Genomic DNA, 16,443 nt, shown 5'->3' with positions numbered 1-16,443 from the left:
TGTGCTGTGGCTCACAGACGGGAACAGTGGCGCCCGCCGCTCTGTCGCCGCGGGGCCGGTCCGGTTTGACTGCGCGCCGACGTGCGCGCCCGGGGCCGGCATGCTGCGCCGACCAGTCCCCAGTCTACCCGACGTGCAAACCGGGTGGCCGGGAAGGCCGGTAGCCTAGTCGGATGACTTCCTCGCTGCCGACCCGCACACGTCACCACTGGGTGATCACCCTCGTTTGCGTCGACCAGCCGGGCATCGTGCACGCGGTGAGCGGCGCCATCGTGCGGGCCAACGGCAACATCACGGAGAGCCAGCAGTTCACCAGCGCCGACACCGGCCGCTTCTTCATGCGGCTGCAGGTGGAGTCTCCGGCACCTCGCGAGGAACTCGAGGCGGAACTCGCACCGGTGGTGGCGAAATACGCGATGGAATCGGTCATCGACGTCGTCGGCCGGCCGGTCCGCACCCTCGTACTCGGGTCGACGGCAGGCAACTGCGTCAACGACCTGCTCTTCCGCCAGCGCGGCGGCCAACTCCCGATCGAGGTGCCGCTGGTGCTGTCCAACCACGGCACCCTGCGTGACCTGGTCGGCTTCTACGGCGTGCCGTTCGAGTCCCTGCCGATCACGGATGCCGCCAGCAAGGCCGCGTTCGAGGCGCGCGTGATCGAGGCGATCGAGGAGGAGGACATCGAACTGGTCGTGCTCGCCCGGTACATGCAGATCCTCTCCCCCGAACTCTGCGCGGTTCTCGAGGGCCGCGCCATCAACATCCACCACTCGTTCCTGCCCGGGTTCAAGGGTGCGAACCCCTACAAGCAGGCGCACGCCCGCGGCGTGAAGCTGATCGGCGCGACGGCGCACTTCGTCACCGGCGACCTCGACGAGGGGCCGATCATCGAGCAGAACGTCGTGCGCGTGGACCACTCGCGCACCCCGGCCGAGCTCGTTTCGATCGGCCAGGACGAGGAAAGCCGCACTCTCACCCAGGCGGTGACCTGGTTCGCCGAGCACCGGGTGCTCCTCGACGGAGCCCGCACCATCATCTTCCGGTAGGCAGGGCTGCCTGATGTCGGATTTCTGTGAGCGGCTGGTCTGGACAGGCTCGACCACCGGTGGTCGAGCCTGTCCGGACCCGGCGGCTCGGTAGGATTGGGCACGTGACAAATTCCCGCGTGCAGGTCGGCGCCAACGACATCCTGCGGTTCCTGCTCGAACTCTTCGCGTTCGTCACCCTCGGCTTGTGGGGCTTCGCTGCGTGGCCGCTCCCCTGGCCCGGCGTGCTCATCGGCATCGCGGCCCCTGCGTTCGCGGTGTTGATCTGGGCGCTCTTCCGTTCCCCCAAGGCCGTGTTCACCCTCGACCCGTTCGGCAAGGCCGTCGTGGAGATCACCGTGTTCGGCGCTGCGGCGCTGGCCTGGTGGGACCTCGGTCTGCCGCTGGTCGGCGTGGTCTTCGCCGTCGTGGCGACCGTGAGCGGCGTGCTCACCGGCCGTTCGGAGCTGCGCTAGCCGGGTCAGGGCCGGCGGGCCTCGCGCGGCATCCGGGTCGCGTAGAGCGAGGTCGCGACGAAGAACAGCGCCCCGACGAGGAACGCCATCGGGTACGACAACCGGTCGGCGAGGAACCCGGCGACCAGCGGGCCGATGATCGCGCCGAAGTCGGAGAACATCGAGAACACCGCGACGGGACGGCCGCCGCCTGACCCGGCCGCGTCGCCGACCGCGGCCGCCGGCGCGGTCCCCATGAACGCCGATGCAACCCCGTAGACGCAGAGCAGCCCGGTGAGGACGACGATGTTGGGCGCGAACGGCACCGCCATGATGGTGACCGCGGCAAGCGCGTACGCGCCGATGATGGCCGGGCGGCGGCCCACCGTGTCGACGAACCGTGCCGCGGGCGCGAGCGCGATGGTCTGTGCCACGGCCGCGAAGGCGAAGGCGATCCCGGTCCACGAGCTCGGACCCTTGAGCACCTCGACCACGAGCACCGGGATGAGCGCGTTCCGCACCCCGAAGGAGGTCCAGCCCTGGGCGAAGTTCGCCAGGCAGGCCGCCCGGAACCGGGGGTCGCGCAGCACGGTGCGGAACGGGACCCTCGGCACCGGGACGCCCGACTCGTCGGCCCCGGTGCGCCGGCTCGGGCCGAGCAGCAGCAACCCCAGGATGCCGGCGACACTCAGCGTTCCGGCGTAGAAGAAGAACGGTGCGGTCAGGGAGATCGTGGCGAGGAGGCCGCCGAGCGCCGGCCCGGCCATGCCGCCGAGGAGAAACCCGCCCTGGTAGAAGCCGATCGCGCGACCGCGGATCCCCGGCGAGGTCGAGCCGAGCAGCAGGGTCATCGCGGAGACCGTGAACATGGCCGAGCCGATGCCGCCGGCCCCGCGCAGCAGGAGCAGCTGCGGGTAGTTCTGGGCAATGCCGACCAGCCCGCTGGAGAGCGCGACGATCCCGATGCCGGTCGCCAGGATCGCTCGTTCGCCGGCCCAGTCGATCATTCGGCCGCAGAACGGGCTCGAGACGAAGCGCATCAGGGCGAACGCGGAGACCACGGCACCGATCTCCAGGTTGCCCACCCCGAAGCTGCGCACGTAGACCGGTAGCACCGGCACGACGACGCCGAAGCCCACCATCACGAAGAAGGCGATCACGCCCAGCACGTACACCTCGCGGGACAGCCGCGGTCGGCTCCCGACGGTTCTCTCGCCGCCTCGGCGGATGGGTGCGAATCGCATTACCTCAGGGTAAGCCTTCGGCGGCGCCAGCAGGCCCGGCGCGGGAGGCGACGCCGAGTGCGCGACGGATGCGAGGCATCCGTCGCCCACTCATCGTTCCGCGCAGCCGTTCCGCCGCGCGCAGCCGTTCGCCGTGCGCAGCCGCCTAGTTCTTGACCGCCACAATCGTCGAGAAACCGCTGGCTCCGTAGCGCACCAGGCCCAGGTAGTCGGTTCCGGCCGCCAGCCCGCTCCAGGAGGCCGCGTAGCTGACCGGCACGCCCTGCACCCCGGGGAGGGGGTTCGGGGCGACGGTGAACGATCCGGCACCCACGCCCGGCGCTACCGTGAAGGTGGTCAGGCTGTAATTGTCGGTGCCGCTGAAGACCGACACGACGACCTGGTAGTACCCGGCGACCGGGTTGCGCAGGTCGACGTGCTCATCCGTGGAAGCCGTCGCCGACTGCCAGCCGGCGACCTGCGTGCCGCCCTTGCCGCTGAGCCGGTAGACGCTCAGGTCCAGGTCGGCGGAATCGGTCAGCGAGTCAAGGTCGAAGCGCTGCACTGCCGTTCCCGCCGGGACCTGCACGGTGAAGGTGATCTCCCGGCCGGCGGTGCCAACCCCCGAGTAGGGCTTGTTCACACCGCCCTTATTCTCCCTGAGCAGCACGCCGGCCGCGAGGCCGTCCGTGGCCAGGGGGATGTCGGCGGTCGTGCCGGGGGTCACGCTGATGTCGATGGAGCCGGTCAGGCCGGTTCCAGCGGCGGCGACCGGCGCCTCGAGAGTGACGGGTTTGACCGCCACCGGGCTGCGCACGACCGTGGCGCCGCTCGTCCAGCTGAGCGAGCCGATCGCGAACGTATCGACCGGCGCATCCTTTCGGGTGAACGTCGCCGTGTACGACTGGCTCTGCCCCGCCGCGCCGAAGGTCAGCGTCGACGGGCTGACCGCGACGTCGATGCCGGCGAGGCCGCTCACGGAGGAGTCGAACGTACCCGCCTGCGTCGACGTCACCGTGCGGGTGATCGTCTCAGGCCTGGTCAGCGAACCGATGCCGATCGAGGCCAGATTGAGGTTCGACGGGTCGACCGCGGTGACGGCGTCCAGGCCGCCGCCGGTGTTCCCGGCGCCCTTGATGTAGGACATCCAGTCGCTTTCCCCGTTGAGGTAGACGAGCCCCGGGTCGAAGAACTTCGTCGGGTCAACGTGCCCGGCGCCCTGGCTGAACGGGTCGGTCACGGCAGCGCCGGCCGCGTTGACCGTGTCGTAGGCGGTGGTCATGAAGGCCGATTTCACCTCGGCCGGAGTGGCCGCCGGCTTCACACCCAGGTACAGGGCGGCAAGCCCGGCCATATGCGGCGACGACATCGACGTGCCGGACAGGAACTGATAGGTTCCCGCCTGGCCGGCGGCGTTCGCGCCGTCGGCGAGAATGGCGACACCGGGGGCGGAGATGTCCGGCTTGATGATGTCGCTGCCGTCGGCCAGGACCGGTCCGCGCGAGGAGAACCCGGCGACCTGCGGGGTGGGCGGAGCGGTGCCAAGCGTGTTGCCCGGCGTGAGCGTCACCGTCGCGCCGGCCGTGCCCGCGTAGGCGAATGTCGTGGCGAAGGCTTCGGCATTGAGGTGCACCGTCGGAACCGAGTGCAGGTCGAGGTCGAGCGAGCTGGCCGTCTTGTTCACCAGCAGCATGCCGATACCGCCGGCGCGCTTCACCTCCGCCGACTTCGCCAGCCGGTCGTAGATGCCACGCTGGCAGAACACGATCTTGCCGGCCACCTTGGCCGGGTCGAGCGAGTTCGGGGCGCAGAGCAGCGGATCGGTCGCGCGGCGGGCGGCCACGAGGTCACCGCGCACCAGAGCACCGGTCACCGTGGCAGCGGGGACCGTGATCGAGCCGCCCGCATAGGCGAGGCCGCTGCCGACTGTTGCGGTGGCCTGATAGCTCGGGATGGTGCTGGCCGCGACGGTGGTGATCCACGGCGACGCGTTATCCAGCGTCGACGCGCCGGGGCCGGCGTTTCCGGCCGAGGCCGCAACGAAGACGCCCGCGGTTGCTGCGCCGAGGAAGGCGACGTCGGTGGCGGAGACCGTGGTCTGGGCCGCGCCGCCGCCGATCGAGAAGTTGATCACGTCGACACCGTCCGCCGTGGCCTGGTCGATCGCCGAGAGGAGGTCGCTGGTGGCGCAACCGTCGTCGTCCCGGCTGGCCGGGTCGGGGCCGGACCAGCAGACCTTGTATACCGCGATCTTCGCCGCCGGCGCGATGCCCGAGATGGTGCCGAAGTCGATTCCGCCCACCGACGCGGCGACGGCGTGGTTACCGACCGCGGTGCTGCCGGTGTGTGAGCCGTGGCCGTCGCCATCGCGTGGCGAGAGATACTCGCCAACACTCGTCGCGCCGATCCGCGCCGCTCCGAAGCCGTCGACGTAGTACCGGGCGCCGACGATCTTGGTGCTGCAGTCGGTCGCGGTGAACTGCACGCCGGTGACGCAGGCGCCGGTGAAGGTGCCGCCGTCTGACTTGGCGAAGCTGATGCTGCCGTCGGCCGCGCGGTACGGTGCTGCGCCGCTGCTGGTGCCGAGTGGGGCCCCGGCGAACGACGGGTTCTCCGGAGCGATGCCGGTGTCCACGATGCCGACGACGATGCCGGCGCCGGCGGCCTGAACGCCGCCGACGGTGTCCCAGACTCCGCCGGCGCCGGTGGCGTCACCGAGGCCGAGAAAGTCGGTCGACGACTCGGCCGTGATCTTGCGGAGCGAGTCCCTCTCGAGCGCGACGACCTCACGGTTCGCATACAGCGTGGCGGCCTGCGCCGAGGTGAGGTCTGCCGCGAAGCCGTTCAGCGCCGTCGTGTACGAGGCGCTGACGCTCGCACCGGCGGCAGCGGCGACCCTCTTCTGTTCGATCGCAAGGTGCTCGGAGTAGGCCTTCGCGTTCTTCGACCGGGCGTCGAGTTGCCGGCCCGGGGCTGGCGTGGTCGCGTCGAACCCGGAGACGCCGCCGGAGTAGGTGGCCACGGCGCTGCCGGCCAGGGTGACCACGTAACGCCCGGCTTCGAAGGTGGCAGCGGGTTTGCCGGCCGCCGACAGGGGAGCGGCCCCGGCGGCGACCGTTCCGCCGAGGAGGGCCGCGGTGGCCACCAGCCCGACAGTCAGGGTCACCGCGGTGGCACGGCGCAGAGCGCGAGCCGAACGTGGGGCATGGTCCCAAAGTATGAAATGCCGACTTCTTTTGGTCACGTGCATCATCCAATCCGCTCATCAATGAATGGTTGGCCCCCAACAGAGGGACGTGAACCTGAAGCTAGCGGAATCTCGCGGCCGACAGCGCAACTTGCACAAGGTGACATCCGAACTGGGGTCAAGACGCCCAGTTCGTCGCGGCGGCCCGGCTCACGACGCACGCTCGGTCGGCAGGCTCAGCGCGAGCGGGCTCCGACGTCCGGCAGCGGTCGGCGGTTCAGCGCAGGAGGATCCCGGCTGTCACAGGTTCGCGGGCGGCGATCTGGGCCTGCGCCGCGGCATCCCGTCGGCCGCCGATCGCCCGCAACGCGTTCAGGATCGTGGCCAGGTCGACGAATTCCTGCAGCAGCGCCCCGACCGTGGCGGGGATGAAACCGAACGCGGCCAGGAGCATCAGGCCGATGCTCATGACGATCCCCAGCCAGATGCTCTGTAGCGCGATCCGGATGGTGTCCTGGCCGATCGCGACGGCGCGGGCCGTGCGGGACAGATCGTCGATCAGGATGACGACGTCGGCCGATTCGCTGGCCGCGGTCGCCCCCCTGGCGCCCATCGCGATGCCGACGTCGGCGACGGCGAGAACCGGCGCATCGTTGACCCCGTCGCCGACCATGATCACCGGGCGGCGGGCTAGGCCGCGCACGGCGTTGACCTTATCGGCGGGGAGGCAGTCCGCCTGCACCTGTTCGATCCCGACCATCGCAGCGATGTGCTCGGCCGTGGGCCGGGCGTCGCCGGTGAGCATGACGGTCTCGACGATGCCCAGGGCGCGGAAATCGGCCATCGTCTGGCGGGCGTTGCCTCGAAGCCTGTCGCTGGCGACGATGCTCCCGGCAAACCGGCCGTCGACGGCGAGGTAAATGGCGAGTTCACCGCCGTCGAGCGGGGTGGCCACGGCATCCGGAGCTCTGTCCCTGATGAAGGACAGCTTGCCGACGGTGACCTCGGTCGAGCCGAGGCGGGCGACGACACCGTTGGCGGGGACCTCGTGGGCGGTGTCGGTGGAGGTCAATTCGAGCCCGCGAGCCCGGGCCGCCGCGATAACGGATGCCGCGAGCACGTGTGACGAGTACTGTTCGGCAGAGCCAGCGAGCGCCAGCAGCTCATCCTCGCCGAAGCCTGCCTCCGGCAGCACCCGGGCGATGGTGGGGGTGCCGTGCGTGAGAGTGCCGGTCTTGTCGAAGACGACGGTCCTGGCCCGTGACAGGGTCTCGAGCACCCCGCCGCCCTTGACGATGATGCCGTTGCGGGCGGCGCGGCTCATCCCGCCCATGAACGCGACCGGAGCGGAGATCAGCAGCGGGCACGGGGTGGCCACGACGAGCACCTCGGCGAAGCGCGCCGGGTCGCCGCTGAAGAGCCAGGCGAGCCCGGCGATCAGGAGCGACACCACGGTGAACGGCACCGCGTACCGGTCGGCGAGGCGCACCACCGGCGCCTTGCTTGCCGCGGCCTCCTCGACCAGCGCAATGATCTGCTGGTACTGGCTGTTGGCCGCGGTCGCGGTGGCGCGGATGGTAGCCGCGGCCTGGCCGTTGATCGACCCACTGAGAATCGCATCGCCCGTGACACGTTCGACCGGGAGGCTCTCCCCGGTGAGGGAGGATTCGTCGAAGGCGGCGCTGTCGGTGACGAGTGCCCCATCGACGGGCACGATCTCGGCCGGGCGAACCAGCAGGTGATCGCCCACGCGCACCTCCGTGGCAGGCACGTCATCAACCTCTGTGAAGTCGGCGTTGTGCCGGTGCGCGATTTGCGGCGCGCGCTGGAGCAGGGCGTTGAGCTCCCGCTTGGCGCGGTTCACCGCGAAGTCCTCCAGCGCCGCTCCTCCGGTCAGCATGAGCACGATGATCATGGTGGCGACGTATTCGCCGACGAGCACGGTGGCGATGATGGCGGTGATGGCGAGAAAGTCGATGCCGAAGGTCCCCCTGCGCAGCTGCCGCACCATGCCGACCGCCTCGTACGCTGCCACCGCGAGCCCGAACCCGCTGAACAGCCAGCCCACCGCCTCGGGCAGCCCGGCCGACTCGAGAACCACACCGACCAGCCCAAGGAGGACCGTGGCGGCGACCAGAGGATAGCGTCGCACGGCGGCGAGAAGAGTCGACATGCTCATATTCTTCCCCCCGGGCGGTGAGCCGCGCCAGCAAGGAAAGGCTCACCTCAACCCCGGAAGGCCCCGACCGCTGCTCGGGGCCTTCCGCCGCTCAGGCGCGGTGGTCAGGCCAGGCGGGTGTGGAGGTTGTCCGCGATCGCCGCGAGGAATTCCTCGGTGGTCAGGTAACCCTGGTCCGGGCCGACCAGGAGTGCGAGATCCTTGGTCATCTTGCCACTTTCGACCGTCTTGATGATGACGTCTTCGAGGGTGTGCGAGAACTCGGCGAGCGCCGGGTTCGCGTCGAGCTTGGCTCGGTGGGCGAGGCCGCGGGTCCAGGCGTAGATCGACGCGATCGGGTTGGTCGAGGTGGGCTTGCCCTGCTGGTGCTGGCGGTAGTGACGGGTCACGGTGCCGTGCGCAGCCTCCGCCTCGACGACCCTGCCGTCGGGGGTGGAGAGTACGCTGGTCATCAGGCCGAGCGAGCCGAAGCCCTGCGCCACGGTGTCGGACTGCACGTCGCCGTCGTAGTTCTTGCAGGCCCAGATGTAACCGCCCTCCCACTTCATGGCGGATGCGACCATGTCGTCGATCAGGCGGTGCTCGTAGGTGAGGCCGGCGGCCTCGTAGCGCTTCTTGAACTCGGCGTCGAAGATCTCCTGGAAGATGTCCTTGAACCGGCCGTCGTAGGCCTTGAGGATGGTGTTCTTCGTGGAGAGGTATACCGGATAGTTGCGCTCGAGGCCGTAGTTGAGCGAGGCGCGGGCGAAGTCGATGATCGACTTGTCGAGGTTGTACATCCCCATCGCCACGCCGCTGCCCGGCGCCTGGAAGACCTCAAAGTACTGGGGTTCGCCGCCATCCTTCGGGGTGAAGGTCATGCTGAGCGTGCCTTCACCCTCGAACCGGAAGTTCGTTGCCTTGTACTGGTCGCCGAACGCGTGGCGGCCGATGATGATCGGCTTGTTCCAGCCGGGCACGAGACGCGGGATGTTGGAGATGATGATGGGCTCGCGGAAGATGGTGCCGCCGAGGATGTTGCGGATCGTGCCGTTGGGCGATGCCCACATCTTCTTCAGGCCGAATTCCTCGACCCGGGCCTCGTCGGGCGTGATGGTCGCGCACTTGACGCCGACGCCGTGCTTCTGGATGGCGCGGGCCGCGTCGACCGTGACCTGGTCATCGGTCTCGTCGCGCTTCTGGATCGACAGGTCGTAATACTCGAGGTCGATGTCGAGATACGGGTTAATCAGGGTGTCCTTGATCGCCTGCCAGATGATGCGGGTCATCTCGTCCCCGTCGAGCTCGACGACAGTGCCTTCAACCTTGATCTTCGCCAATGAATTCTCCTCAGAATGTCGGGGGGCCTGAATGGCCACGTCAATTCTACCGGAGGGACTCAACTATCTTGACATCGAGACAGTTCTCCGGTCGGCGGAAACCCCGACTACCGGCACCCCCGGGCGCACGTTAGCCTGTTGCTATGGGTGAACTACGACTGGAAGAACTGTCCGCGCGCAATATTGTTGCGGCCAATACCCTGAGCCTGAAGCCGGGCCAGGAACAATACATTGCTCCGGTCTCGTACTCGGTCGCGGCATCCGTGATCAACCCGGCCACGTCCTGGCAGCGTGTCGTGCTGCTCGACGGCGAGGTGGCCGGTTTCATCCACGGCAACTTCGACCCCGATTCGGTGCACGAGGAGTTCCGCGCCTGCATCTGGCGGATCAACGTGGACGCAAACGCGCAAGGCAGGGGTGTCGGCAAGTTCGCCGCGGAGGCTCTCGCCGAGGAGGCGCGGGGGCGCGGCTTCGACCACATCACCGTGATCTGGGAGCCCGGCGAAGAGGGACCGGAGTCCTTCTTCCACAAGATCGGCTTCCGCGACATCGGCCAGACCGCCTATGGCGAAGTGATCGGCTCCCTGCAGCTCTGACCGAGCCGCAGCCCTGACCGAGCCAGCCTGATGCGCATCGCCCCGGACAGCCCATTCGTGACCGACGTGCTCGACATCGTCGACTCGATCCCGCCCGGACGGGTGATGACCTACGGGGATGTCGCGGCTGTGCTCGGCTCCCGCGGCGCCCGCGTGGTCGGCCAGGTGATGTCGCACTACGGGTCGGATGTGCCGTGGTGGCGGGTCATCCGTGCCGGCGGGCATCCGCCGGTCGAACACGAGGCGCGCGCCCTGGCGCACTACCGGGCCGAGGGCACACCGCTGCTGAACGCGCTGGCCCCCGGTTACCGGGTCGACTACGCCGTGGCGCGCTGGTCGCCGGCCGGACGCGACCGCGGCCCTGCCGGGGCGGGGATGGTGCCGCGCACGAGCGAGCGGCCACGCAGCGCACGGTAAGCGGCAACGAGGATCGTGAGCGCAACGAGGGCGAGCGCGTCCTGCCACCCGCCGGGGACGATGCTGAGCGAGCCCGACGCGATGAATGACGCGTGCAGGAGGGCGACCGCGAGGATGCTGCCGCCGGTGTCGACCAGCAGCCCACCCGCAAGGTAGCGCAAGAGGGGCGCGGAACCGATGACGAAGGCCCAGCTGATCCAGGCATCCGTGAGGCTCGTCCCGGCCAGGCCCGAGGACTCGAAGGCCAACGGCAGACGGATGAGCGCGAACGGCACAGCGGTGAGCAGCGAGCCGATGAGCAGCCCGTGGTCGGCCATCAGGCGCGACTGCACGAAGCCGGACCAGGCCGTCTCCTCCCACGCGCTCGCGGTGAGCGCGATGAGAACCAGGATCACCAGGTAGTCAAGAGTCACCGCTCCCCAGCCGTCGGGCGAGGTGCGGAAGGTGCCCGTGGTCAGGCCGACCGCCACGGTGAGGGTGGGCAGGGCCAGGAGCACGAGCAGCCATCGGCCGAGGCCGAAACGCCAGCAGGCCAGCCCGGCCGGCAGCCGACGCGCCAGGGGTGCCCCGCTGATCCACGAGGTGAGCAGGAGGGCGAACCCGAACAGGATGACGAGTTCCGCGAGTTTGCCGGGCGTCAGGTCCAGCCCCTCGACGAGCAACAGGGTTTGCAGCATCAGGGTCAGGCCGACCGCGACCGCGCAGAACAGGATGACCGGGCGGCGGGCGGCGAAGGCCCGGAGCGAGGAGGACGGCCGCCGTGAGTGGGTGGAAACTGACCGGCTCATGAGAACTCCCATCGAGTGAATCATCCGGATGCCCCACCTCCCGTCTAGTCCGGCTCTGCGTGCGCGTCAAGGTGCCCCCGGCACCCGCGGCGATCGGCACCGGGAACGTCTGCCGCCGGTCATCTCGGAAGCCTTGTTCGGCGGAGCCCAACGGTGTTACCGTGCCACATGGATAGCGAAAAAAAAGTCACGGATCCCCTGGATCCCCTTGTCACCGACCCTGGGCTCTACCGGGTGCTCCTCGAAAACGACCGGGTTCGCGTGCTCGAATTCCTCGACGCCCCGGGCGATGAGACCAACCCGCACGAGCACCCCGACAGTGTGATGATCACCCTCAGCGGCTACTCCCGGCGGTTGTCGTCGGAGGGCCGTGAACTCGACGTCGAACTGCCCGCCGGCGAGACGCGCTGGCTGCCGGCCCAGGAACACGCCGGCCTCAACATCGGCAGGACCCCGACGCACGCGATCTTCGTCGAGCTCAAGGAGGCGGCCGTGCGCGCCACGGACCCGAGTTACCACCCACTGGGCCCTGTGGCGCCTCGCCCGCTGACCGGCACCCCCCTGTCCGACGCCTCGAGCGACGAGGAGAAGGCCTGGGGATTCGCATGACCTGACCCGCGCGAACGCCCGGGCAGACCGGCTCGTGGCGCTCCTTGCGGAAGCCGGCGCACGTTCCACCGTGCGCCCCCTTCCACAACCTGCGCCACGAGGCTGCCGGGCGCACGTCGTGGGCCCGGTGCACACCCTCCCTGCGGGCTCCGGACCGCCCCCTGTCCCTTCCGGACGCCCGGTGTTAGCCTGCCGCCATGACGAACGACCCTGAGGTGACCCACGAATCCGTCCCGGGCGACGATCCCGTGCAGACCAATCCCAGCCACTACCGCGTGATCCTGGAGAACGAGCGCGTGCGCGTACTGGAGTACCTCGACTCCCCCGGCGACAAGACCACGCCGCACGCGCATCCCGACAGCGTGATGTTCACCTTGAGTTCCTTTAGCCGGCGGCTGTCGGCGAATGGCCGGGAGGTTGATGTCGTCCTGCCGGCGGGTGAGGCCCGGTGGCTGGCGGCGCAGGCGCACTCCGGGGAGAACACGGGCGACACGGAGACGCACACGATCCTTTTCGAGCTGAAGGAACCGTCGCCGACGCGCTCATCGCCCGCGCCGGCCGGGGCCGGGCAGCCGCTCGGCCCACTCGGCCCACTCGGCCCGCTCGCCCCCGAGTAGCCGCGTGCCGGGCATCCGTCGCGGCGGGGAAGCGGGCGCGCGTTCTCCCGTGCGCCCGCTTCCCGAACGTGCGCCACCAGGACGGAGCGCGACGGTCGTGATCAGACCAGAGACTCCCGCCAGGCGGCGTGCAGCTGGGCGAAACGCCCCGCGCCCGCGATGAGGTCCGCCGGGGCGCCGTCCTCGACGATCCGGCCGTGCTCCATCACGAGCACCCGGTCGGCGATCGCCACGGTCGACAACCGGTGCGCGATGATCACGGCGGTGCGGTCGGCCAACAGGGTCTGCAGGGCCTGCTGCACCAGCCGTTCACTGGGGATGTCCAGGCTCGAGGTGGCCTCGTCGAGGATGAGCACGGCCGGGTCGGCGAGGAAAGCCCGCGCGAACGAGATCAGCTGCCGTTGCCCGGCCGACACCCGGCCGCCGCGCTTGTTCACGTCGGTGTCGTAACCGCTGGGCAGCCCCTCGATGAAGTCGTGCGCACCCACGGCCCTGGCCGCGGCGAGGATCTCGGTCGGCGTGGCATCCGGTTTGCCGATCGCGATGTTCTCGGCGACGGACCCGCTGAACAGGTACGCCTCCTGGGTGACCATGACGATCGCGCGGCGCAGGTCCTTCGGGTGCAGGTCACGCAGGTCGACCCCGTCGAGGGTGACCCGGCCGTCCGACGGGTCGTAAAACCGGGCCATCAGCTTGGCCAGGGTCGACTTGCCGGCCCCCGTCGACCCGACCAGGGCGATGGTCTGCCCGGCCGGGATCGTCAGGTCGAACCGGGGCAGGATGACCCGCTCGCTCTGGTAGGCGAAGCTCACCTGCTCGAATGCCACCAAACCGTGCGCCGTCCAGAGGTCGACCGGCGTCACGGGGTCCGGCACACCGGGGTGTTCCTCGAGCACGCCGGAGATCTTCTCCAGCGCCGCAGCGGCCGACTGGTACGAGTTGTAGAACATCGCCATGTCCTCCATCGGGTCGAAGAAGCGCCGGGTGTAGAGCAGCGCCGCAAGCAGCGCGCCGATATAGAGCTGCCCGTCGGCGACCCGGAACCCTCCGACCAGGAGCACCACGGCGACCGCGACGTTGCCGATCAGTACGAGGCCGGGGTCGAAGATGCCGAACAGCTGGATGACCCGGCCGTTCACCTTCCGGTAGTCCTCGACGAGTTCGCCGAACACCTTCTCGTTGCGCTTCTCCGCCCGGAACGCCTTGACCGCGCGGATGCCCGTCATCGTCTCCACGAACTGCACGATCAGGCTGGCCGACGCGGTCCGGGACTGCCGGAACAGGGTCTGCGAGCGCACCTGGAACCAGCGGGTGAGGATGAGCAGGGGCACCAGCGCTCCGAACAGGACCAGCCCGCTCAGCCCGTCGAGCACGAAGAGGGCGATCGCGGTGAACGTCATGTAGAGCAGGCCCTGCACGAGCTGGTTGATCCCGGAGTCCAGCAGCTCCCGGATCGCGTCGAGGTCGCTGGTCTGCCGGGAGATGATCCGCCCGGACGTATAGGACTCGTGGAACTCCAGGCTCAGCCGCTGGGTCTGCAGGAAGACCCGTTTGCGCAGGTCGATCAGCACAGCCTGGCTGATCCGGGCCGACATCAGGGTGTACCAGGCGATCAGGCCGGCGCCGATCACGCCGGTGATCAGGTAGATGACTCCGGTGGCGGCGAGCGGGAACCAGTCCTGGTTCAGCAGCGCCGGCAAGCCCTGGTCGATCCCGTAGGCGATCAGCGCCGGACCTGCCACCTGCGCGGCGGTCGAGAGCACGACGATGAGCATCGCCGCGATCACCGGCGAGCGCACGAGCGCGAGCAGCGACCCGAGCAGGCGCAACGACCTGGCCCTGATCTGTTTGCTCTCGGCGGCACTGAAATTGCTGCGCTCCTCGCCTTCGACTCCGGTGACGCTCACAGCGTCACCTCCTTTCGTGCGGATTCGCGTCGTTCTTCGTCTTCCAGGCTGGAGATGACGAACTTGTAGTGCTCGCTCCGGTGGAGCAGGTCGGAGTGCCGCCCGACCGCGGTGATCCGGCCGTTCTCAAGCAGCGCCACCCGGTCGGCGAGCATAACCGTGGACGGCCGGTGGGCCACGACCAGCGCCGTGGTGGAGGCGAGCACGTCGCGCAGCGCGGCCTCGACGAGCGACTCGGTGTCAACGTCGAGCGCCGACAGCGGGTCGTCGAGCACGAGCACCGCGGGTTTCGCGGCGACGGCGCGTGCGAGTGCGAGCCGTTGCCGTTGGCCGCCGGAGAGGGACAGGCCCTCCTCGCCGACGAGGGTGTCCACGCCTTGCGGGAGGTCGTGCACGAACCCCGCCTGGGCGACCTGCAGCGCCTCCTCGAGCGCGGCATCCGCGTCGCCGGATCGTTCGGCCCACTCTGGGCGGCCGAGCAGCACGTTATCGCGCACGGATGCCGAGAACAGGGTCGCATCCTCGAACGCCATCGCCAGGTGGCGGCGCAGTTCCTCGCGGCCGAGGGCGCGCACGTCTACCCCATCAAGGGTCACCGCGCCCGCCGTCACGTCGTAGAGGCGGGTGGTCAGCGCCGTGAGCGTCGATTTGCCTGAGCCGGTCAGCCCGACCAGGGCCATGGTCTCGCCGGGTTCGAGCACCAGGTCGACGCCGTCGAGCAGGTCGGGGAACCGGGCGGGCGAGTCGGGGTAACGGAAGTGCACGCCCTCGAAAGCGAGCCGTCCGCGCGGGTGGTCGATCGTGGCCGGGTTCTCCGGGTCGGTGATCGTGTTCGGGGCGTCGAGCACGTCGAAGAACCGGTCGGTGGCGGTGCGGGTGTCGAAGGTCATCGACAGTAGGAAGCCGATCGACTCGACCGGCCAGCGCAGCACGGTCGCCGTGGCGAAGAACGCGACCAGCCCACCCACGGTGAGCTCCCCCTGGCCGGCCAGCCAGACGCCCGCAACGAGGCAGAGGGCGAAGGCGACGTCGGGCACGAGCAGCAGCCAGAGCCAGATGCCGGCGATGGCCCGCGCCTTCTCGATCTCGGTGCCACGCAGGCTTTCCGCCTGTGCGGAGAAGTTCTTGAGCGCGAACGAGCCACGCCCGAACGCCTTGAGCACGCGGATGCCGTGCACCGACTCCTCGACGGCCGTCGCCAGGTCGCCGGCCTGGTCCTGGCTGCGCCTGGCCACGACCGAGTACTTCTCCTCGAACAGATAGCCGACGATCCAGAGCGGCACGGAACAGACCAGGAAGATGACGCCGAGGACCCAGTTCATCGAGACCAGGATGACGGCGCCGATGACGATGGTGACCAGGTTGACCACGAGGAGGACGAGTCCGAAGGAGATCCAGCGCCGGATCTGGTTGAGGTCGCTGACGGCGCGGGAGAGTAGTTGGCCGCTCGGCCACCGGTCGTGGAAGGCGACGGGGAGGTCCTGCAGCCTGGCGTAGAGGGCGTTGCGCATCCGGGCCTCGATGTGCGTGCCCGGGCCGAGCACGAACCAGCGCCGGAGCGCGATCAGCACCGCCTCGAGCACGCCGAGCCCGAGGATGACGATCACGGCTGACCAGATCTCTGCAGAGTCCTGCCGGGACAGCGCACCGTCGACGAGCCGTTGCAGCACCTGTGGGATGGCGAGCGCAACGAGCGCGGCGAGAAGCGCGGCGAGCATGCCGAGGCTGAGGCGCGGCAGGGCCGGCCTCGCGTAGGGGTAGAGACGCAGCAGGGTCTGGAGGGTGGTCCTCCGGTGCGGTGCGGTGTCCCCTGCGGCGTCGAACGGATGTTTCTGGTCGGTGAGCGTGGTCACGTGTGAGTCCTGAAATGTCAGTGTGCTGGTGTGCGGGTGTGCGGTGCGGCGCCGGTGCCGGTCAGTGCCACCGGGGATCGTGGTCCCTCGGCGACGGGGAAGGCCTGGGGGCTTCCGGTGCGCGGGCAGCGGGCTGGTGCGAGTGCCGACCGTTCGGTGATGCCTGGCCAGCGTTGCCTGATCGGTCGTGCCTGGCCGGTCGTGCGGGCCGGTCGTGCGGGCCGGTCGTGCGGGCCGGTCGTGCGGGCCGGTCGTGCGGGCCGGTCGT

Annotated in this window: 14 protein-coding genes; 6 read left to right on the top strand and 8 right to left on the bottom strand. The window is 69.3% G+C overall.

Annotated elements, in window-relative coordinates:
• Positions 1 to 173: 173 nt before the first annotated feature.
• Both purU and E3O19_RS14255 read left to right on the top strand, forming a co-directional pair.
• Positions 174 to 1,046, top strand: coding sequence for a formyltetrahydrofolate deformylase (gene purU, locus E3O19_RS14260; protein WP_134568654.1), 873 nt, complete (start codon positions 174 to 176; stop codon positions 1,044 to 1,046).
• Positions 1,047 to 1,150: 104 nt separating this feature from the next.
• Positions 1,151 to 1,501, top strand: a complete 351-nt coding sequence (locus tag E3O19_RS14255) for a YrdB family protein (protein WP_241981388.1) — start codon at positions 1,151 to 1,153, stop codon at positions 1,499 to 1,501.
• 5 nt (positions 1,502 to 1,506) lie between these two features.
• On the opposite strand, the gene E3O19_RS14250 is transcribed toward E3O19_RS14255, so the two are convergent.
• From E3O19_RS14250 to E3O19_RS14235, 4 genes are all read right to left on the bottom strand, one after another.
• Positions 1,507 to 2,724, bottom strand: coding sequence for an MFS transporter (locus E3O19_RS14250; RefSeq protein WP_134568652.1), 1,218 nt, complete (start codon positions 2,722 to 2,724; stop codon positions 1,507 to 1,509).
• A 145-nt stretch (positions 2,725 to 2,869) separates the two neighbouring features.
• Entirely contained in the window at positions 2,870 to 5,869 is a 3,000-nt protein-coding gene (locus E3O19_RS14245) for a S8 family serine peptidase (protein ID WP_241981387.1), read from the bottom strand.
• A gap of 298 nt (positions 5,870 to 6,167) precedes the next feature.
• The gene (locus E3O19_RS14240; protein WP_134568650.1) at positions 6,168 to 8,063 is read right to left on the bottom strand and encodes a heavy metal translocating P-type ATPase; all 1,896 of its coding nucleotides are present in this window, start codon (positions 8,061 to 8,063) and stop codon (positions 6,168 to 6,170) included.
• Positions 8,064 to 8,173: 110 nt separating this feature from the next.
• On the bottom strand, positions 8,174 to 9,388 hold the full coding sequence (locus E3O19_RS14235) for an NADP-dependent isocitrate dehydrogenase (RefSeq protein WP_134568648.1): 1,215 nt from the start codon (positions 9,386 to 9,388) through the stop codon (positions 8,174 to 8,176).
• Positions 9,389 to 9,531: 143 nt separating this feature from the next.
• Between E3O19_RS14235 and E3O19_RS14230 the strand changes: the two genes are divergently transcribed.
• Together E3O19_RS14230 and E3O19_RS14225 are read left to right on the top strand one after the other, a co-directional pair.
• Entirely contained in the window at positions 9,532 to 9,984 is a 453-nt protein-coding gene (locus E3O19_RS14230) for a GNAT family N-acetyltransferase (protein WP_134568646.1), read from the top strand.
• Positions 9,985 to 10,014: 30 nt separating this feature from the next.
• On the top strand, positions 10,015 to 10,401 hold the full coding sequence (locus E3O19_RS14225; protein WP_134568644.1) for an MGMT family protein: 387 nt from the start codon (positions 10,015 to 10,017) through the stop codon (positions 10,399 to 10,401).
• Here E3O19_RS14225 and E3O19_RS14220 read toward each other — a convergent pair.
• Positions 10,302 to 11,189 carry a CPBP family intramembrane glutamic endopeptidase gene (locus E3O19_RS14220; RefSeq protein WP_166804586.1) on the bottom strand — a complete coding sequence of 296 codons (888 nt, stop codon included), beginning with the start codon at positions 11,187 to 11,189 and terminating at the stop codon, positions 10,302 to 10,304. The two genes, E3O19_RS14225 and E3O19_RS14220, sit on opposite strands and share 100 nt — an antisense overlap.
• 168 nt (positions 11,190 to 11,357) lie before the next feature.
• On the opposite strand from E3O19_RS14220, the gene E3O19_RS14215 reads away from it, so the two are divergent.
• A complete protein-coding gene (locus tag E3O19_RS14215) occupies positions 11,358 to 11,798 on the top strand; it encodes a cupin domain-containing protein (RefSeq protein WP_198413925.1) in 441 nt (146 codons plus the stop codon).
• Between the two features lie 197 nt (positions 11,799 to 11,995).
• A complete protein-coding gene (locus tag E3O19_RS14210; RefSeq protein WP_134568640.1) occupies positions 11,996 to 12,415 on the top strand; it encodes a cytoplasmic protein in 420 nt (139 codons plus the stop codon).
• A 101-nt stretch (positions 12,416 to 12,516) separates the two neighbouring features.
• Here E3O19_RS14210 and E3O19_RS14205 read toward each other — a convergent pair whose 3' ends face one another.
• From E3O19_RS14205 to E3O19_RS18160, 3 genes are all read right to left on the bottom strand, one after another.
• The gene (locus E3O19_RS14205; protein WP_134568638.1) at positions 12,517 to 14,322 is read right to left on the bottom strand and encodes an ABC transporter ATP-binding protein; all 1,806 of its coding nucleotides are present in this window, start codon (positions 14,320 to 14,322) and stop codon (positions 12,517 to 12,519) included.
• The gene (locus E3O19_RS14200; RefSeq protein ID WP_134568742.1) at positions 14,319 to 16,040 is read right to left on the bottom strand and encodes an ABC transporter ATP-binding protein; all 1,722 of its coding nucleotides are present in this window, start codon (positions 16,038 to 16,040) and stop codon (positions 14,319 to 14,321) included. Before E3O19_RS14200 ends, E3O19_RS14205 begins: the two co-directional genes overlap by 4 nt.
• Positions 16,041 to 16,192: 152 nt before the next feature.
• Positions 16,193 to 16,443 (bottom strand): hypothetical protein (locus tag E3O19_RS18160; RefSeq protein ID WP_206750943.1); only part of this gene is annotated, 251 nt, incomplete at its 5' end.

Source organism: Cryobacterium algoritolerans (assembly GCF_004402785.1).
Classification (GTDB): Bacteria; Actinomycetota; Actinomycetes; order Actinomycetales; family Microbacteriaceae; genus Cryobacterium; species Cryobacterium algoritolerans.
Note: the sequence above shows the minus strand (reverse complement) of the source record. Positions and strands in the feature narration are given on the sequence as shown.